Source organism: Methylobacterium sp. C1 (assembly GCF_001854385.1).
GTDB lineage: Bacteria > Pseudomonadota > Alphaproteobacteria > Rhizobiales > Beijerinckiaceae > Methylobacterium > Methylobacterium radiotolerans.
Genome location: NZ_CP017640.1, coordinates 1,067,684 through 1,084,152, shown reverse-complemented (window position 1 = coordinate 1,084,152; position 16,469 = coordinate 1,067,684). Strand labels below are relative to the sequence as shown.

20 protein-coding genes are annotated in these 16,469 nt (G+C 71.4%); 9 read left to right on the top strand and 11 right to left on the bottom strand.

The window, feature by feature from the left end; translation table 11 throughout:
* Positions 1-144: 144 nt before the first annotated feature.
* Positions 145-507, top strand: a complete 363-nt coding sequence (locus tag BKE41_RS05110) for an STAS/SEC14 domain-containing protein (RefSeq protein WP_012317842.1) — start codon at positions 145-147, stop codon at positions 505-507.
* A gap of 6 nt (positions 508-513) precedes the next feature.
* Here the strand turns inward: BKE41_RS05110 and BKE41_RS05105 are convergent, their stop codons facing one another.
* The 6 genes from BKE41_RS05105 to BKE41_RS05080 form a co-directional block, all read right to left on the bottom strand.
* On the bottom strand, positions 514-903 hold the full coding sequence (locus tag BKE41_RS05105; RefSeq protein WP_012317841.1) for a hypothetical protein: 390 nt from the start codon (positions 901-903) through the stop codon (positions 514-516).
* A gap of 502 nt (positions 904-1,405) precedes the next feature.
* Positions 1,406-1,612, bottom strand: coding sequence for a Trm112 family protein (locus BKE41_RS05100; RefSeq protein WP_024830940.1), 207 nt, complete (start codon positions 1,610-1,612; stop codon positions 1,406-1,408).
* Between the two features lie 12 nt (positions 1,613-1,624).
* Positions 1,625-2,290: an LON peptidase substrate-binding domain-containing protein gene (locus BKE41_RS05095; RefSeq protein ID WP_012317839.1), complete on the bottom strand. Its 666-nt coding sequence runs from the start codon at positions 2,288-2,290 to the stop codon at positions 1,625-1,627.
* Positions 2,291-2,339: 49 nt separating this feature from the next.
* Positions 2,340-3,254: a thioredoxin gene (gene trxA / locus BKE41_RS05090; RefSeq protein WP_012317838.1), complete on the bottom strand. Its 915-nt coding sequence runs from the start codon at positions 3,252-3,254 to the stop codon at positions 2,340-2,342.
* 82 nt (positions 3,255-3,336) lie between these two features.
* The gene (locus BKE41_RS05085) at positions 3,337-3,804 is read right to left on the bottom strand and encodes a hypothetical protein (RefSeq protein WP_012317837.1); all 468 of its coding nucleotides are present in this window, start codon (positions 3,802-3,804) and stop codon (positions 3,337-3,339) included.
* Between the two features lie 221 nt (positions 3,805-4,025).
* Positions 4,026-5,003, bottom strand: coding sequence for a glutathione S-transferase family protein (locus BKE41_RS05080; RefSeq protein ID WP_029360915.1), 978 nt, complete (start codon positions 5,001-5,003; stop codon positions 4,026-4,028).
* Between the two features lie 271 nt (positions 5,004-5,274).
* Here BKE41_RS05080 and BKE41_RS05075 point away from each other — a divergent pair, with 271 nt between their 5' ends.
* Complete coding sequence (locus BKE41_RS05075; RefSeq protein WP_012317835.1) at positions 5,275-5,499, top strand: hypothetical protein; 225 nt, start codon at positions 5,275-5,277, stop codon at positions 5,497-5,499.
* Here BKE41_RS05075 and BKE41_RS05070 read toward each other — a convergent pair.
* A complete protein-coding gene (locus tag BKE41_RS05070; protein WP_043073196.1) occupies positions 5,493-6,461 on the bottom strand; it encodes a hypothetical protein in 969 nt (322 codons plus the stop codon). The genes BKE41_RS05075 and BKE41_RS05070 overlap by 7 nt on opposite strands.
* A gap of 180 nt (positions 6,462-6,641) precedes the next feature.
* Here BKE41_RS05070 and BKE41_RS05065 point away from each other — a divergent pair, with 180 nt between their 5' ends.
* The 5 genes from BKE41_RS05065 to BKE41_RS05045 all read left to right on the top strand — a co-directional run bounded on the left by BKE41_RS05065 (position 6,642) and on the right by BKE41_RS05045 (position 10,854).
* Complete coding sequence (locus BKE41_RS05065) at positions 6,642-7,664, top strand: spore photoproduct lyase family protein (RefSeq protein WP_085985332.1); 1,023 nt, start codon at positions 6,642-6,644, stop codon at positions 7,662-7,664.
* Between the two features lie 25 nt (positions 7,665-7,689).
* A complete protein-coding gene (locus tag BKE41_RS05060; protein WP_012317832.1) occupies positions 7,690-8,208 on the top strand; it encodes a 2'-5' RNA ligase family protein in 519 nt (172 codons plus the stop codon).
* Positions 8,209-8,239: 31 nt separating this feature from the next.
* Positions 8,240-8,998 (top strand): phosphatase PAP2 family protein, encoded by a 759-nt coding sequence (locus BKE41_RS05055; protein ID WP_012317831.1) that lies wholly within the window; start codon positions 8,240-8,242, stop codon positions 8,996-8,998.
* 102 nt (positions 8,999-9,100) lie between these two features.
* Positions 9,101-9,469, top strand: a complete 369-nt coding sequence (locus BKE41_RS05050; protein ID WP_024830944.1) for a PilZ domain-containing protein — start codon at positions 9,101-9,103, stop codon at positions 9,467-9,469.
* Positions 9,470-9,555: 86 nt separating this feature from the next.
* Entirely contained in the window at positions 9,556-10,854 is a 1,299-nt protein-coding gene (locus BKE41_RS05045) for a Gfo/Idh/MocA family oxidoreductase (RefSeq protein WP_012317829.1), read from the top strand.
* A 6-nt stretch (positions 10,855-10,860) separates the two neighbouring features.
* On the opposite strand, the gene flgH is transcribed toward BKE41_RS05045, so the two are convergent.
* From flgH to flgF, 4 genes are read right to left on the bottom strand one after another with little or no spacing between them, the layout of a single operon-like run.
* Complete coding sequence (flgH, locus tag BKE41_RS05040) at positions 10,861-11,610, bottom strand: flagellar basal body L-ring protein FlgH (RefSeq protein WP_012317828.1); 750 nt, start codon at positions 11,608-11,610, stop codon at positions 10,861-10,863.
* 36 nt (positions 11,611-11,646) lie between these two features.
* Entirely contained in the window at positions 11,647-12,774 is a 1,128-nt protein-coding gene (flgA, locus tag BKE41_RS05035; RefSeq protein ID WP_245295901.1) for a flagellar basal body P-ring formation chaperone FlgA, read from the bottom strand.
* A gap of 47 nt (positions 12,775-12,821) precedes the next feature.
* Positions 12,822-13,613, bottom strand: a complete 792-nt coding sequence (gene flgG, locus BKE41_RS05030) for a flagellar basal-body rod protein FlgG (RefSeq protein WP_024830946.1) — start codon at positions 13,611-13,613, stop codon at positions 12,822-12,824.
* Between the two features lie 13 nt (positions 13,614-13,626).
* Positions 13,627-14,367 (bottom strand): flagellar basal-body rod protein FlgF, encoded by a 741-nt coding sequence (flgF, locus tag BKE41_RS05025; RefSeq protein WP_063110197.1) that lies wholly within the window; start codon positions 14,365-14,367, stop codon positions 13,627-13,629.
* A gap of 255 nt (positions 14,368-14,622) precedes the next feature.
* On the opposite strand from flgF, the gene fliL reads away from it, so the two are divergent.
* Both fliL and fliM read left to right on the top strand, forming a co-directional pair.
* The gene (gene fliL / locus BKE41_RS05020; RefSeq protein ID WP_012317824.1) at positions 14,623-15,177 is read left to right on the top strand and encodes a flagellar basal body-associated protein FliL; all 555 of its coding nucleotides are present in this window, start codon (positions 14,623-14,625) and stop codon (positions 15,175-15,177) included.
* 64 nt (positions 15,178-15,241) lie between these two features.
* Positions 15,242-16,459, top strand: coding sequence for a flagellar motor switch protein FliM (gene fliM, locus BKE41_RS05015; protein WP_085985309.1), 1,218 nt, complete (start codon positions 15,242-15,244; stop codon positions 16,457-16,459).
* The last annotated feature ends 10 nt before the right edge of the window (positions 16,460-16,469 follow it).

Below are 16,469 nucleotides of genomic sequence, written 5' to 3'. Positions count from 1 at the left end.
CGGTTCGCCTTCGGGAGGCACGTCAGAGCGAGGGTCCGGGGCCATACCGGTTCGTCCCGCGATCGGGTATGGCTCAGGTCACGGGCGGCGGACCCTGGTCGGAGACCGGCTACGGGACGCGTGCGGTTCCCGGAGGAGCGATCAGTGCTGACCTACACCAAGACGCCGGATTCGAATGTCGCCGAGATCGTGGTCGACGGGAAGATCACCGACGAGGAGATGAACGCGGCGATGACCGCGATGAAGGCCGACCTCGACAAGGGCGGCAAGATCAAGCTGCTCGAGGATATCCGCGCCTTCGAGGGCATGGAGCCGGCGGCCTTCTTCAAGGACCCGCGCTTCGGGTTCTCGATGATGAAGAGCGTCAGCCACGTCGCCCTGGTCACGGACGCTCCCTGGCTGAAGGCGCTCGCCGAGACCTTCAACTTCGTCTCGCCGACCCAGATCAAGGTATTCGAGCGCGCCCGCATCGACGAGGCGCGCAGCTGGCTCGCCGCGGCGGCCTGAGCGACCTCAATCGGCCTGCGCGGTGCGGGTGTCGCTGCGCCGCGCGGTCCAGTGACCGGAGCACAGGGACGAGACCTTCCAAGTGCCGGCGCCGCTGCCGGCCTGGAGCCGCCCGGTGCCGGTGCCGCTCGCCGTCCCGTTGCTGACGGTGATGCCGACGCTGCCGTCGGGCCGCACGTGGCCGTTCACCTGCGCCCCGGCGCTGCCGGAAATGAGCTGCACCTGCCCCTCGCGGATGGCGAGCGCGTAGGTGTAGCGGGCGCTGCACAGGCCGCTCTCCGTCACGAGCTCCACCGACCACCGCCCGTTATGCGTGCTCGGCCCCGCGCTGGCGGGCAGGCACGTCGGGAGGGACAGGCCGGCGGCGAGAGCCGCGACCGCGGTCAGCTTAATCATGCGATGCAATCTTTCAGCGAAGCGAGCGCCGCCCGGAGCGGCGTGCACGGTCACAATCATCGATCGAGGATGACCCGACGCTGAACGATGGAAGCGGCAAGAGTATGGCCGCCTCCCGCCTGTTCAAGATAGATTACGGCTGAGGAGCCCGCGAAGAATGGTCAAGCTCGACGCCGCCGATGCTGTCGCCTGATCTGGCGATCGGGCCGTCCAGGTCTCCGCTCATCACGGACACGCGCGGAGGTAGCCCAGCATCTCAACGGGGAGGACCGGAGCCGCCGGGCCCGCGGACGAGCGCCTTCGAACTGTTCCTGATCCCCTCTCCGCGGGCGTGCCCCGGGCGCCGGAGGCCGAATAGGCTCTCGGCGAAATAGCATCGGAAGGTCCGGGCCGGCCGCGTTCGGATCTGCCAGCGGGCGCGGGCAGCATTCCAGTCCCCCGCCCGTCCCGCGCGTCGTGTCAGGCCGCTCCGCCGCGCGACGGCCGGAGCGGCCGGTGGCGCTCAGTCAATCAGCGGACGGGCTTCCTCGGGCAGCATGATCGGGATCCCGTCGCGGATCGGGTAGGCGAGCTTCGCCGAGCGGCTGATCAGCTCCTGCCGGGCCGAATCGTATTCGAGGGTGCCCTTGGTCAGCGGGCAGACGAGGATCTCCAGGAGCTTCGGGTCGACGCGGGTCGCCTCGACGGGGGCGGTGAGATCGTTGGACATCGGTGAGGCAACCTATTGCATCGGCGACTCGGGGCCCGAGCCGCGAACCAGTTCCATCTGCGTGACCGCGATCAGGATCTCGGCCCGGGTCTTCAGGTCGGGAGCCTCCAGCATCGCCTGCTTCTCGCGCACCCCGAACGGGCTCATCATGCACAGGGCGTTGACCAGCGCCTCGTCGGGCGCCTCGTCGATCCCGGCCCAGTCCACCTTGAGGTCGTTCGACTCCACGAAATCGCGCAGCGCCTTGAGGACGCCGTCACGGTCGACCTGCTCCTCGCCCGCCCGCGGCTCGAAGTCCACCGCGAACTCGTCGTAGGAGACGTGGCAGCGGCGATAGGGGCCGATCGAGGCCAGCTCGCTCTCGACCCGGAACCGGGTGACGCCGGTGAGCGAGATCAGGTACCGACCGTCGCCGGTCTCGGCGTACTGGGTCACGCGGCCCGCGCAGCCGACGCGGTAGAGCTTCGGGTTCGCCCCGCTCGAACCTTCGGGATCGGGCTGGATCATGCCGATGATCCGGTCGGTGCGCATGGCATCGTCGACCATCGCGAGGTAGCGCGGCTCGAAGATGTTCAGCGGCATCTGTCCCCGCGGCAGCAGCAGCGCGCCGGACAGCGGGAAGACCGGGATGACGGGAGGGCAGTCCGCAGGGCCCTTGTAGCTCGCATGGGTGCTCATGGCGCCTCCCAGAGGGGCCGATCGGTGGGCCGGGGTGCGAGCCGGTGCCTCACGAGAATAGAAGCGCCGAGAGCTTGCGGCGGCCGCGGATCGTGTCCGGGTCCATCACACCCCAGGCCTCGAAGAACTGCAGCAGCTGCTTGCGCGCCCCGTCCTCGTTCCAGTCCTTGTCGCGCTTGCGCAGCTCGATCAGGTGATCGACGGCCTGGCCGCGCTCACCCCGGGCGGCGAGCCCGAGCGCGAGGTCGAACCGCGCCTGATGGGCGTCGGGGTTCGCCTCGACCTCCCGCTGCAGGCCCGCGAGATCGCCCAGCGACGCGGCCTGCTCGGCGAGTTCCAGGGCGGCGCGGATGCCGACGAGCGCCGGGTCGCCGGCCTTCGCCTCCGGAACCATCGCCAGCACGCGCTTGGCGTTCTCGATCTCGCCCGCGTCGAGCTGCATCTTCGCGAGGCCGGCCAGCGCGGTGACGTTGTCGGGCTGCTGCTCCAGCACGGCCGCGTAGATCTCGGCGGCGCCGGCGAGGTCGCCCTCCTGGATCAGGGCGGCCGCGTCGGCGAGGGCCGCCTCCAGCGGATCCTGCTGCGGGCCGGCCACGCGCCCGATCAGCTCCTTGATCTGGCTCTCCGGAACCGCGCCCATGAAGCCGTCGACCGGCTGGCCCTTCTGGAAGACGATCACCGCCGGGATCGACTGGATGCCGAGCTGACCGGCGATCGAGGGATGCTCGTCGATGTTCATCTTGGCCAGGACGACCGCGCCCGCGGCCTCCCGGACCACCTTCTCCAGAACCGGCGTGAGCTGCTTGCACGGCCCGCACCAGGGCGCCCAGAAGTCGACCAGGACCGGCCGGTGCATCGACTCGGCGATGACATCCTGACGGAAGCTCGCCGTGGTCGTGTCCTTGATGAGGGAGCCGGTGTCGCCGGCCGGGGCACCGCCCGCGGCGAGGGTGTCGTTGAGCATCGGTCTGGCTTCGGAACCTTTTTCGTGGAGCCCCTTAAATGGGGCTTCCGCCCCGATCTGACCAGCCCATAGACCGGTATCCTCAGCGCGGCGGCGCGGCGGCCGGCGCTCCCGCCGCCGCCTTGGCGGCGGTCACGAACGTGCCGGCGAAGGGGCGCCCGTCGGCGGTGCTGGCCTCGCAGGTGATCGCGGTGCGCCCGGGCTCCGGTGTCGAGAAGCGGCAGGCGCCGATCGCGAGGATCGGGGCACCGTCCTTGCCCGTGGTGACGACGTTGATCGGCTGCAGCGGATCGGTCTCCTCGGTGGCTTCCTGCTGGGCGCCGTTGCCGCTGAAGCTGAGGGTCTGGCCGTCGGCGGTGGTGAAGTCGAAGCTCGTGCGGTTGCGGCTGACCGCGTTCGTCAGGACGTTGCTGCAGGCACGGCTCAGGTCCTGCGTGCCGATGACGAGCTTCTCGCAGGTCCCCTCCAGCCGCAGCGCCGCCTGGGCGTGGGCCGCGGAGGGCAGGCTGACGAGGGCGCAGAGCAGCGCGAGGCGCAGGCGGTCGGTCATGGCGTGTCGGGCATCCTCCGGTTGAGAGCCGAACTAGGCGCGCGGCGACTGCCGTCGAGGGTCTCCGCCCGAGAACCGGCTCGACGGCGGGTGAGTCGGGGGCCCGCCGGGCGGAACGACGCGCGGATCCCCCGCTCCCGCAGGGGAGAGGGGGCATGTCGCGGCCGTCCGGACCGGAGAGGCCGGTCTTGCAGGCCGTCGCAGCACGATCGGGGCCGGCCCTAGCCCGCGAACCGCAGGGCCCGATCGTTCGGCGCGGCGAAGTCCAGCTCCGGCCCGAGGGGCACGATTCCCGTCGGATTGATGGTCGGATGGCTCTCGTAATAGTGCCGCTTGATGTGGGTGAGGTTCACGGTCGGCGCGACGCCGGGCAACGCGTAGAGGTCGCGGAGATAGTTCGACAGGTTCGGGTAGTCGGTGATCCGGCGCTTGTTGCACTTGAAGTGCCCGACATAAACGGCGTCGAACCGCACCAGGGTGGTGAACAGCCGGATGTCGGCCTCGGTCAGCCGCTCCCCGCAGAGGTAGCGGCTCCGGTCGAGGCGCGCCTCCAGCGCGTCGAGTTCGGCGAACAGGGCCTCGAAGGCCTGGGCGTAGGCCTCCTGCTTCGTCGCGAAGCCCGCCTTGTAGACCCCGTTGTTCACGCGGTCGTAGACGCGGGCGTTCACGGCGTCGATCTCGGCGCGCAGGTCCGGCGGATAGAGGTCGGGGCCGGTCCCTCCGAAGGCGTCGTTCAGCATCCGCAGGATCTCGGCGGATTCGTTCGACACGATGGTGGCGCGCTCCCGGTCCCAGAGGGTCGGGACGGTGACGCGGCCGCTGTAGGACGGATCCGCCGCCAGGTAGACCTCGTAGAGGCGCCGGGCGCCGTGGATCGGGTCCGGCGTCGCGCCCGGCGTGTCGCCGAAGACCCAGCCCTCCGCGCCCATGTGCGGGTCGACCACCGAGACCGAGATCGCGTCCTCCAGCCCCTTCAAGGCGCGGCCGATCAGCGTGCGGTGCGCCCAGGGGCAGGCCAGGGACACGTAGAGGTGGTAGCGCCCCGGCGCGCCGCGGAAGCCGCCCGCGCCGGATGGACCGGGCGACCCGTCGGCGGTGACCCAGTTGCGAAAGACGGAGGCCTTGCGCTCGAAGCGGCCGCCCGTCGCGGCGGTGTCGTACCACTGGTCGCACCAGATGCCGTCCACGAGGAGGCCCATCGTCGTCTCCGCTTGCTCGAATTATCCGACCAGATGGGCTTCGCGCGGCCGGTGTGAAGGCGCGTGCGGAGCGGCGCGCGACGCGCCACGTCGATCCGGGGCCGCGCCGCCCTCGGGCGGTCCCCGGTAGCCCGCGAACGCCACGCAAGGCAGGCCTGCGCCCGCCCGTCTGTTGCGGTGCAGCAAACTCGGCCATCTGTCGCGTCACCCACCCGTCGCCGTGCGCGTGCCGCAGCTGCCCGACCCGGTGGGGATCGATGGAGGTGAAGTGATGTCGTTCGCGCTGGTGCCCGTCGCCGAGGCGGCCCTGTTCACGTTCGGGTGCCTGGTGATCCACGCCCTGCGGCGCCACGCCGACGTGGTCACCGCGACGCTCGCGTGCCTCGCGACGCTCCTCGTCCTGATGATCGGCATCGCGTGCGCGCCGGAATCCTTCGCGAAGTACCAGGCGGCGAGCGTCGCCGACTTCGCCCGTCTGGATCCGGCGATCTACTGAGGCGGCGCCCCGCGTCCGACGGCGGCGAGGCCGCCGGTCCGGAGCTTCGCGAGGCGGCCGCCGGTCCCGCGCTGGCCGGCGACGGCCACGTCGAAATCGTCCTTCGGCAGCTTGGCGAGGAAGCGCTCGGCCAGCTCGAACAGCAGGATGTCGGCCCGGACCCGCTCGATATAGGCCCAGTCGAGGCTCGACGACCAGACGAAGTGCACCTCGCTGAAGCTCTCGGCGAGCAGCCCGGTCAGCAGGAACGGGTCGAAATGGGCGCAGGAATCGCCGAACAGGACGAGCCGGCGCGGATCGGCCGTCGCTGACGCGTTCCGGTAGACGACATGCGCGCCGACATGCACCTCCCGGTCGCGCCCCTCCGCCTCGTAGGCGGCGAGCAGCGGCCCGGTCTCCACCCGCGTCGCGTCGCGCTGCAGCATGAACCGCTCCAGGCGCTCGCGCGGCCGATCGGGCAGCTTCTCGCCGAGGTCCATCAGCTGGTCCGAGACGATGCCCGGACGCGCGCCGATATCGGCCGGCGGGATCGCCCCGAGCGCCCGCATGATCTCGCGGTAGGCCAGCAGGCAGCCCTGCGCCGTCCAGTGGGTGTCGGTGCGCAGGTAGAGCGGCACCGGTCCGTTCCGGGCGGCGCGGAGCGGGGCGAGGAGATCGAGATAGGCCGGGTCCCGGGCGAGGCTCCGGGCCAGCCGCCGGGTCGAGGCCTTGCCGGGGGCGTAGCGCAGGCCGTCGGTCTTGTCGTCGTAGACCGACAGCTTCTCCGGCACGATCACGTGGAGGCAGCGGATGCCGAGGCCCTCGGCCCGCCGCGCGCGGGCCCTGATCAGCCGCGTCCAGCCGCGCAGCAGCAGCCAGTGCCGCAGGCCGCCGCGATACCGGTCCATGACCCGGTTGGTCCCTCCGGTGAGGAATAACCAGCCGTCGCGGCCGACATGTACGCTCTCCCTGCCTGCAGCCATGACGGTGCTTTAGCCGCACCGCGACCGGGCGACTAGGCCGGACCCGGTGCCGGCACCGCGCGTTCGTCAGGCATGCCGCCCTCGCCCGCCCCGGCCGTTGAGACCCGCGATCGCCCGGAGCGCCCGGGCCCGGCGCCCGATCGCCCGGCGCGCCTGTGGCGCCCGCGCCGGGTGCTGGTGATGCCCGCTGCCCTCGAGCACGCTCACGGGCGAGCCATGCTGGCCCGCGCCGAGGCGCTGGGCCTGCCGGTGGAGCGGCTGCCGTCGAACCGCCTGCCGAGCCCGCGCGAGGCGGATCCTCGCCGGGCCTACGCGGCCGCCAAGGCGACCCTCGCGCTCACGGTCGCGCCGCCGACCAAGCTGCGGCTGCAGCCGATCCCGCCCTCGGCCGACTGGCGCTTCGACCTCGCCGAGGGCTGCCCAGCCCACTGCCAGTACTGCTACCTCGCGGGCTCGCTGTCCGGGCCGCCGGTGACCCGCGCCTACGCCAATCTGGCGGCGATTCTCGGCAGCCTCGCGGACTACGCGGGGCGCGGCGCGGTGACCTCGGCCTCCGCCGAGCGGGCCCAGGAGGGGACCACCTTCGAGGCGTCCTGCTACACCGATCCCCTCGGCATCGAGCACCTCACCGGCTCGCTCTCGGCGGCGATCCGGCATTTCGGCGCCTGGGACGCGCCGGTGCAGCTGCGCTTCACCACCAAGTTCGCCGCGGTCGAGCCGCTCCTCGACCTGCCGCACAACCGGCGCACGCGCATCCGCTTCTCAGTCAATCCGCGGGCGGCCGCGCATTACGAGGGCGGCACCGATCCCCTCGACGCGCGGCTCGCCGCCATGGCGGCGGCGGCGCGGGCCGGCTATCCGGTCGGCCTCACCGTCGCGCCGATCCTGCCCGTCCCGGACTGGGAGGGCGCCTATGCCGGACTGATCCGCGCCGCCGCCGACGCGCTGGCCGGCGTGCCCGATCTGGATCTCACCGCCGAACTCATCACCCACCGGTTCACGCCGGGCTCGAAGGCGGTGCTGCGCGGCTGGTATCCCGGCTCGGACCTGCCCCTCGACGAGGCGGAGCGCGTCGAGAAGCGCACGAAGTTCGGCTCGGTGAAGCACGTCTTCCCGAAGCCCCTGATGCAGGCCATGCGCGCCCATCTCACCGCGTGCCTCGCCCGCGACCTGCCGGCAGCGCGGATCCTGTACTGGACCTGAGACCCGCGGGCGCCATCTGGCCCCGATGATCGACGCGGACCCCCTGATCCTGACGCTCGCCTTCGACGAACCGACCTTCGCGCGGTTCGACGGCGAGCGGCGGCGCCACTTCCCCGAAGCCCTGAACCGCATCCCGGCGCACGCGACGCTGTTCCACCACCTGCCGGGGGATCGGGAGCGGGGCGTGATCGAGGCGATCACCGCCCTCGCCCGCACGGTGCCGCCGCCGGAGGTCGCGGTGACCGGCCTGCGCTTCACCGGCCGCGGCGTCGCCTACGCGCTCGACTCCGACGCGTTGGCGCGGTTCCGGGCCCGTCTCGCACAGGAATTCGCCGCCCACCTGACCGCCCAGGATCGGCAGGGCTGGCGCCCGCACGTCACGGTGCAGAACAAGGTGTCGCCGGACACGGCCCGGGCACTGCACGCAGACCTCTCGGCCGGGTTCGCGCCGTTCCGCTTCACCGCGCCCGGCACCCTGCTCTGGCGCTACCGCGGCGGCCCCTGGGACGCCGTCGCCCGCCTGCCCTTCGGAGAGAATACCTGATGGTCATCGACGCGCGCCGGAGGACGGCAGCATGAGGGCGCCGGGCAACCTGCGGCAGAACCGGCTGATCGAGCCCGCCCTGGCAGTGTGGCTGCGGTTGCGCCTGAACGAGGTCGGCCCCCTCGTCGCCCTGCTCTGCCTGAGCATCCTCGGTTACGGCTTCTTCTACCTCGCGCACGAGGTCGGCGAGGGCTCCACCGCGGCCCTCGACCGGCGGATCCTGCTCGCCCTGCGCAACCCCGCCGATCTCGCCGACCCGATCGGGCCGCCCTGGCTCGAGGAATCGATGCGCGACATCACCGGGCTCGGCAGCGTCTTCACCGTGCTGTTCCTGACCTGCGCGGTGGCGGCCTATCTCGGCGTGTCCGGGCGCCGGCGCATCGGCCTCTACGTCCTCGCCGCGGTGGGCAGCGGCGAGCTGGTCTCGACGGTGCTGAAGATCTTCTACCATCGGCCGCGGCCGGACCTCGTGCCCCACGGCATGGAGGTGTTCACGGCGAGCTTCCCGAGCGGCCACGCCACGATGTCGGCGATCGCCTACCTGACCCTGGCGACGCTGATCGCCCGTGTCGAGCGCAACCGCCGCGCCAAGGCGCTGGTCCTCGCGCTCGGGGTGAGCGTGACGCTCCTCGTCGGCATCAGCCGCATCTATCTCGGCGTGCACTGGCCGAGCGATGTCCTGGCCGGCTGGTGCATCGGCGCCGCCTGGGCCTCCCTGTGCTGGTTCGTCGCCCTGCAGCTGCAGCGCCGCGGCGAGGTCGAGGCGCCCGACCCGCCGCCGCCCGCCTGAGCCCGGCGTTAAGGTAAACGCGCGGTTAAAGTGGACGGGCGGGGCTCGTCCAGGCTGGATGGTGGTTGTCCCCGCAACCGGAACCATCAGGGTCAAGCGATCGTGCCCGAGCGCCGCCGTACTGCCCGACGCCGCGTCTGCCTGGGCGGTCGGCTGCGCGTCGCGGCCTTCCTGCCGGAGATCGACTGCACGGTCCGCGACGTGTCCCTCGACGGGGCGCGAGTCCGGCTGCCGGCGGAAGCCGTGCTCTCCGACTGCGTCGAGCTGTTCATCCCCTGTCGCGGCGAGGCTCGGCGCGCCTTCGTGGCCTGGCGGTCGGGCGAGTCGGTCGGCCTCGGCTTCGCCGAGACCCGCGCGGCGACGGAGCCCGAGGCGATCGCGCGCCGGCTCGCCGCCAGCGAGGCGGAGGTGGCGCGTCTGCGCGCCGCGCTGCTCGACGGAAACAGCCCGGAGCCGGGTCGCGTTCACTGAGGGCGCGCGGTCCCGCCACCCGGCGGTTCCCGGCGCGGGCGGCGCCCCGGGCGCGGCCCTCCCGATCCGGCAACACGGCGAGGCACATGGCGGACGACACCCGGCTCTCACGACGCACTCTCCTCGCGGCCGGAGGCGCCCTGGCCGGCGCCGCGGTGGGCGGCGGCGCGCAGGCCGCCCCGCCTGGCCCCTCGGTTCCCGCCGATACCGGCGCCGTTCAGGGCGGACGGGTGATGTTCCCGAACTGGCGCGGGCCGGGCGACAGGCCGCCCGCCCCGAGCCCGGCGCCGCAGCCGCCGGCCCAGCGCGTCGGCTACTGCGTCGTGGGTCTCGGGCGCCTGAGCCTCGACGAGATCCTGCCGGCCTTCGGCGAGACCAAGCGCGCCCGTCTCGCGGCGGTGATGTCGGGCTCACCCGACAAGGCGAAGCTCGTGGCGCGGCAGTACGGGCTGCCGGAGGACGCCGTCTACGGCTACGACGCGTGGGACCGCCTGAAGGCCAACCCCGATGTCCAGGCGGTCTACATCGTCACGCCGAACGGCGTGCACCGGGACAACGTCGTGGCGGCCGCGGCGGCCGGCAAGCAGGTCCTCTGCGAGAAGCCGATGGCCGTGAACTCGGACGAGTGCCGGGAGATGATCGCGGCCTGCGCGAAGGCCGGCGTCAAGCTGATGATCGCCTACCGGTGCCAGTACGAGCCCCACAACCGGGCCGTGATCAAGCTCGCCCGCTCGGGCGAGTTCGGCCGGCCCCGGCTGATCCAGGCGTTCAACGGCCAGACCACGGGACTGCCGGAGCAGTGGCGCCTGCGGAAGGCGCTGGCGGGCGGCGGATCCCTGCCGGATATCGGGCTCTACTGCCTGAACACCGCCCGCGCGGTGCTCGGCGAGGAGCCGAACCTGATCCAGGCCCAGATCCACTCGCCGCCGGACGATCCCAAGTACCGCGAGGTCGAGGAGACGGCGAGCTTCACCCTCCACTTCCCGTCCGGCGTGATCGCCCAGTGCCTGTCGAGCTACGGGGTCTACGAGGCGCGGAGCCTGACCCTGCACACCGGTACCGCCTCCGTCGATCTCCAGAACGCCTTCGCCTACCAGGGCCAGCGTCTCTATGTCGGCCACCGCGACGGCAAGAACGCCGCCCGGGACGAGAAGGTCCTGAGCCCGAAGAACCAGTTCGCCCTGGAGCTGGACCATTTCGCGCGGTGCATCCAGGAGAACCTGCGGCCGCGCACGCCCGGCGAGGAGGGGCTGCAGGACCAGGTCCTGATGGAGGCGATCTACGAGGCGGCCCGGACCGGCACGCCGGTCAAGGTCGGGCCGCCCCCCGGCGCCGGTTCCGGCCTCGACGTCACGCGCGGGCCGGAGCCGGAGGAGCCGGGTTGAGGGGCCTCAGAACGGCAGCAGGATGTCGACGATCTGCTGGCCGTAGCGCGGCTGCTGCACGTCGGTGATCTGGCCCCGGCCGCCGTAGGCGATGCGGGCCTGGGCGATCTTGGCCGAGTCGATGGTGTTGTCGGACTCGATGTCCTCGGGCCGCACCACGCCGGCGACGATCATCTCGCGCACCTCGAAGTTGACCCGGATCTCCTGCTTGCCCTCGACCACGAGGTTGCCGTTGGGCAGGACCTGGGTCACCACCGCGGCGACGTTCGTGGTGACGGATTCGGTGCGCTGGACCGACCCGGCCCCGTCATTGGCGGTGGCCGAGGTGGCGGAGAGCAGCGCGGTGCTGCCGACGCCGAAGGACTTGCCGACCGTGTTGTTCTCCAGGCCCAGGGCGTTGGGCAGGCCGAAGCTCTCGGTGTTGGCCCGGGAGCGCTTGGTCTCGTTGCTGATGTTCGCCTGGTCGGTGACCTTGACCTTCACGGTCAGGATGTCGCCGAGCTTGGCGGCACGCTGATCCTTGAAGAACGCGCGGGAGCCCGTGCGCCACAGCGAGTTCGGGGCGTAGGAGACCGGCTGCACGTCCGGCATCGGCATCCGCACCGGCTTGTAGCCCGGCTGCGCCGTCGGGTCCTCGATCGCCGACAGCGCCGGGGTCGCGCCGACCTGCGAGAGGCGGTCGGCGGTGTTGCAGGCCCCGAGCGCGCCGGCGATCAGAGCGGCGGCGAGCGGGTTCAGGACGGTGCGACGGGCCATCGGGCAATCACTCTTCGACGCGTGCAGGGCGGGCGGTCAGCGCAGGGACGCGGTCGCCTGGACCGGGGCGGCGGCGGCCTGCTGAGCCGCGGGGCTGGGGCTCACCGAGACCCGGCCGGGGCCGATCACGGTGGCCTGCAGGATCTTCTTGGAGGCGACGTTGACGACGTTGACGACGGCGCCCATGCGGCCGGAATCGTTCGACAGGCCGCGCATCGACAGGCTGATGCTCGGCGTCTCGTACACGATGGTCACGGTCTCGCCGCGCGCCACCAGCTCGGGCGGAGCCGTGTCGGTGACCCGCAGCACGGTGCCGGCCATCAGCGTGTTCTGGGCGACCTCGCCGAGGATGGTCGTCACGCTCCCCTGCGCGTCGGGCGCGACGGAGTCGCGCGGGCGCTGCTCCAGGGCGACGTCGCCCTCCTTCACCGGCTCGCCGCGGTTGAGGTTCCGGGTGAGCACCGCGACCTCGCGCAGCTCCATGACCACGCCGGAGACGCGCAGCGACGCCTGCCGCTCGCCGAGGCTGACGAGGCCCGCGACGCGGCGCGTCCGCGGGTCGTAGGTCAGGTCCAGGGCCACGGCCTGCCCTTCGAGGTCCACCGGCGCCAGCAGGGTCGGGCCGTCCCCGTCGAAGCGAACCGCGATGTTGCGCACGTTGAGCCCGTAGCCGGCCTCGAGGCCGCGCTTGAGCGCCGCCTCGATCTCCGGCGGGCCGAGGCGGCGGGCGGCGCGCTGCACGGCGATCTGCAGCCGACCGCCGGTCTCCAGGCCGGTGAGGCCCAGGGCGGACGCCGCGTCGAGGATGCGACGGGTCTGGATCGTCCCGGTGGCGCCGAGGGCGGGCGCGCGGAACAGGGGGCGCGTGGAGAGGCGATCGGGTGCGCCCTCGACGAGATCGGCCAGAGTCAGGACGTCGCCGCGGGCGGTGACGTCGCCGCGCAGCCGCAGGACGTCCGCCCGCGCCATGGCGGGGATCGCCAGGGCGCCGAGGACCGCGAAGGTCAGGAAGGCCAGCACCGCGCGCAGGATGACGGCGCCGCCGAGGGGCATCACCCGCGGCGGGACGCGCCGGACGATCGGGCTGATGTCGTCCCCGTCCCCCGCGGCGACGCGGGGCAGGTCGAGGGTCTCGAAATCGGGATCGAGCGGGTCGGGATGCATGCCGGCATACATGGTCAGGGGCCTGAAGCGGGGTGCGGGTCGCGCGGTTAGCTGCGGAACATCTGCGTGGTGGTGGAGAGCATCTGGTCGGCGGCGGTGACGACCTTCGAGTTCATCTCGTAGGCGCGCTGCGCGGCGATCAGGGACGAGATCTCCGTGACGGCGTTCACGTTCGCCTCCTCCAGGTAGCTCTGCTGGAGGTTGCCGAAGCCGTCGGCGCCCGGCAGGCCGCTGATCGCCTGTCCGGAGGCGGCGGTCTCGACGAACAGGTTGTCGCCGATCGACTCGAGGCCGACCTTGTTGACGAAGCGCGACAGCTGGAACTGGCCCAGCGCCTGCGGCGCCGTCTGGCCCGGGATGTTCGCCTGCACGGCGCCCGTGGCGCTGATCGTCACGGACGTCGCGTTCTGCGGCACGGTGATCGCCGGATCGAGCAGGTAGCCGTCGCGGGTGACGAGCTGGCCCTGGGCCGAGAGGTCGAAGGAGCCGTCGCGGGAATAGGCGGTGCGGCCGTCCGGCAGCGTCACCCGGAAGAACCCGTCGCCGCGGATCGCGACGTCGTAATCCTTCTCGGTCGAGGAGAGCGTCCCCTGCGACATCACGCGGGCCGTCGAGGTGGTCTTCACGCCCGAGCCGAGGCTGAGCCCGGCCGGGAGCTGGGTGTTCTGCTGCGAGGTCGAGGCGCCGGCCCGGCGCAGGTTCTGATAGAGCAGATCCTGGAAGTGCACCTGCTGGCGCTTGTAGCCGGTGGTGCGCAGGTTCGCGATGTTGTTGGAGATGACCTGGACGTTGAGTTCCTGGGCCGCCATGCCGGTGGCGGCGGAGTAGAGGGCGCGCATCGGTCAGGCCTCCTCAGGCGACGTCGGCGAGGCGGCGGATCGCCGTGCCCCGCAGGTCGTCGAGGCGCGAGATCATGCTCGACACCATGGCGTAGGACCGGTTCACGTCCATGAGCCGGGTCATCTCGATCACCGGGCGGACGTTGGAGCGCTCCAGCGACTCGGGCTCGAGGCGCCCGTCGATCCCGGCGGCGCGCGCGGGCTCCGGCGAGGCGTAGAGGTTGGCCCCCTCGTTGGTCAGCCGCTGCGGGTTGGCGAAGGTCACGAGCTTGATCCGCCCGCGGATGCCGAGATTGGTCGAGACGGTGCCGTCGGGCCCGATGGCGAGGCCGGTCTCCTGCGGGTTGATGCTGATCGGCCCCCCCTCGCCCACGACCTTGTAGCCGTCGCTGGTGACGAGCGTGCCCTGCGCGTCGAGTTCGAAGGCGCCGTTCCGGGTGTAGCGCTCGCCCTGGGGGGACTGCACGGCGATGAAGGCCGCGCCCTTGACCGCCACGTTGAGCGGGTTGCCGGTCTGCTCGATCGGGCCCTGCCCGAGGTCGAGGGTGGTGCCCTGGTCGATGACGTAGGACAGGCGCCGGTCGGGCCGGGCGAACGAGTCCGCGCTGGCCACCGGCATGAGGTACTCCTCGAAGCGGGTGTTGCGCGCCTTGAAGCCCGTGGTCGAGACGTTCGCCATGTTGTTGGCGATCACGTCCAGCTCGCGCTGGAGCGCCATCTGACTCGACACGCCGACGAAGAGGGCATTCTGCATCGTGGACTCTGGGACTCGCGGGCCGCGGAGGCGGCAACGATCCATTCAGCATCCGCTGTGCCAACCTCAATCGCGGCAAATTCTATCGCTGTGACAGAGACTTGATTAGCTTTGCCGGGGACTTCCGGCCGCGCCGGGGCTGCGCCGCGGCAAACCTGACCCGGCAGGAATTGCCTCCTTAACGGCGCGTTAACCGTGATGCTCCGATATCCAGGTGTACCTGGCGCGCAGTCTCCCGCGAGAGAGCATTATTCCATGGCCAAGAAGCCGAAGAAGGCCTCCGCCGAGGAAGGCGAGACCGGAGCCGAGGGCGCCCCGAAGGGCAAGAAGAAGCTCATGATCATGGTGGCCGTCGCGGTCCTGGTCGTGGGCGGCGCCGGCGCTGGCGCGTTCGTGATGATGGGCCGCGGCGACAGCAAGCAAGCCGCGCAGGGCGGCGACCACGGCGGGGGGCACGGCGGCGGCGACGCCAAGGGCGCCGGCCCGGAGGGCAAGAAGCCCGTGGTCTTCGTCGACGTGCGCGAGATGCTCCTCAACCTCTCGCCCGAGCTGCCGCAGGACAAGGGCCGGTTCGCGAAGGTCCGGATTTCCCTGGAGCTGAAGGACGCCAAGGTCGAGGAGGAGGTGCGGCCTCTGATGCCCCGGGTCGAGGACGCGCTGCAGGTCTACATGCGCGAGCTGCGCGCCAGCGACATCACGAACTCGGTGGGCCTGTTCCGGCTGCGCGAGGAGCTGCTGCGCCGGGTCAACATCGCCCTGTACCCCGCCAAGGTCGACGCGGTGCTGTTCAAGGACGTGATCGTCCAGTGAGCGCGCCCGCGATTCCGGTCCTCTCCTCGAGCGCCGCGCCGCGCCGGGCCCCGATCGAGCACGCCTGATGGAACCCGAGGACGAACTCCCCGAGGACGACTGGTCGGCAGCACTCCTGGAGCAGGGTGCCGAGGGCGGCGACACGTCGCTGGCCGAGGAATGGGGCGCGGCGCTCGCCGAGCAGGGCACCACGCGCAACGCGGGCGACGTCGCCGCCGAATGGGCGACGATGATCGAGGACGGGGAGAGCGACAACCTCCCCGAACTCGCCGGCAACGACCGGGTGCTGAACCAGGACGAGATCGACGGCGTCCTCGGCTTCTCCATGCGCGAGCTCTCGGCCTCCGGGGCCGGTGGCGTGCAGGCCATCGTCGATTCGGGCGTCGTCCAGTACGAACGCCTGCCGATGCTGGAGATCGTCTTCGACCGGATGATCCGGTTGCTGTCGACCTCCCTGCGCAACCTGTTCCAGGACAACGTCGAGGTGACCCTCGACAACATCACCTCGGTGCGCTTCGGCGACTACCTGAACGCGATCCCGCTGCCGACGCTGCTCGGCGTGTTCCGGGCCGAGCAGTGGGAGAACTCCGGCCTCGTCACGGTCGACTCGAACCTCGCCTACGCGACCTTCGACCTGCTGCTCGGCGGCAAGCGCGGCGGCTCGTCGAGCCGCCTCGACGGGCGGCCCTTCACCGCCATCGAGATGACGCTGGTGCGCCGCCTCGTGGAGATCGTGCTTGGCGACCTGGAGATGTCGTTCCAGCCGCTCTCGCCCGTGAGCTTCGGCATCGACCGGATCGAGACCAACCCGCGCTTCGCCACCATCACGCGGCCGGGCAACGCCGCGATCCTGATCAGCCTGCGCCTCGACGTCGATGGGCGCGGCGGCATGCTGCAGATCCTGTTCCCCTACGCGACGATCGAGCCGATCCGGGAGCTCCTGACCCAGAGCTTCATGGGCGAGAAGCTCGGCCGCGACCACGTCTGGGAGGGTCACCTCGCCACCGAGATCTGGCAGGCCGACGTGACCATGGACGCGGTGCTGCACGAGATGATGCTGCCGCTGAAGCAGGTCATGAGCCTGAAGGTCGGCGAGACGCTGATGTTCGACGCCAAGCCCTCGGACCTCATCACCGTGCGCTGCGGCGACTGGGCGCTCACCCAGGGGCGGATCGGCCGGGTCGACGGGCATATCGCCGTCCAGGTCACCCGGCCGCTGCGCCGCTCCCGCACGACGATCCAGGCCTACGAGGCCTCGATGAACAACCGCTCGGACAGCTAGTGCCGATGAG

Excerpts from the sequence above, each read along its gene's own strand:
- BKE41_RS05080 (WP_029360915.1), bottom strand. The coding sequence starts at position 5,003 with ATGGGCCTCCTCGTGGACGGCATCTGGTGCGACCAGTGGTACGACACC.
- trxA (WP_012317838.1), bottom strand. The coding sequence starts at position 3,254 with ATGCTCAACGACACCCTCGCCGCGGGCGGTGCCCCGGCCGGCGACACC.
- BKE41_RS05060 (WP_012317832.1), top strand. The coding sequence starts at position 7,690 with ATGATCGACGCGGACCCCCTGATCCTGACGCTCGCCTTCGACGAACCG.
- flgF (WP_063110197.1), bottom strand. The coding sequence starts at position 14,367 with ATGCAGAATGCCCTCTTCGTCGGCGTGTCGAGTCAGATGGCGCTCCAG.
- BKE41_RS05075 (WP_012317835.1), top strand. The coding sequence starts at position 5,275 with ATGTCGTTCGCGCTGGTGCCCGTCGCCGAGGCGGCCCTGTTCACGTTC.
- BKE41_RS05105 (WP_012317841.1), bottom strand. The coding sequence starts at position 903 with ATGATTAAGCTGACCGCGGTCGCGGCTCTCGCCGCCGGCCTGTCCCTC.
- BKE41_RS05100 (WP_024830940.1), bottom strand. The coding sequence starts at position 1,612 with ATGTCCAACGATCTCACCGCCCCCGTCGAGGCGACCCGCGTCGACCCG.
- BKE41_RS05085 (WP_012317837.1), bottom strand. The coding sequence starts at position 3,804 with ATGACCGACCGCCTGCGCCTCGCGCTGCTCTGCGCCCTCGTCAGCCTG.
- BKE41_RS05065 (WP_085985332.1), top strand. The coding sequence starts at position 6,642 with ATGCCCGCTGCCCTCGAGCACGCTCACGGGCGAGCCATGCTGGCCCGC.
- BKE41_RS05070 (WP_043073196.1), bottom strand. The coding sequence starts at position 6,461 with ATGGCTGCAGGCAGGGAGAGCGTACATGTCGGCCGCGACGGCTGGTTA.
- flgA (WP_245295901.1), bottom strand. The coding sequence starts at position 12,774 with ATGCATCCCGACCCGCTCGATCCCGATTTCGAGACCCTCGACCTGCCC.
- BKE41_RS05095 (WP_012317839.1), bottom strand. The coding sequence starts at position 2,290 with ATGAGCACCCATGCGAGCTACAAGGGCCCTGCGGACTGCCCTCCCGTC.
- flgG (WP_024830946.1), bottom strand. The coding sequence starts at position 13,613 with ATGCGCGCCCTCTACTCCGCCGCCACCGGCATGGCGGCCCAGGAACTC.
- BKE41_RS05055 (WP_012317831.1), top strand. The coding sequence starts at position 8,240 with ATGAGGGCGCCGGGCAACCTGCGGCAGAACCGGCTGATCGAGCCCGCC.
- BKE41_RS05045 (WP_012317829.1), top strand. The coding sequence starts at position 9,556 with ATGGCGGACGACACCCGGCTCTCACGACGCACTCTCCTCGCGGCCGGA.
- flgH (WP_012317828.1), bottom strand. The coding sequence starts at position 11,610 with ATGGCCCGTCGCACCGTCCTGAACCCGCTCGCCGCCGCTCTGATCGCC.
- fliL (WP_012317824.1), top strand. The coding sequence starts at position 14,623 with ATGGCCAAGAAGCCGAAGAAGGCCTCCGCCGAGGAAGGCGAGACCGGA.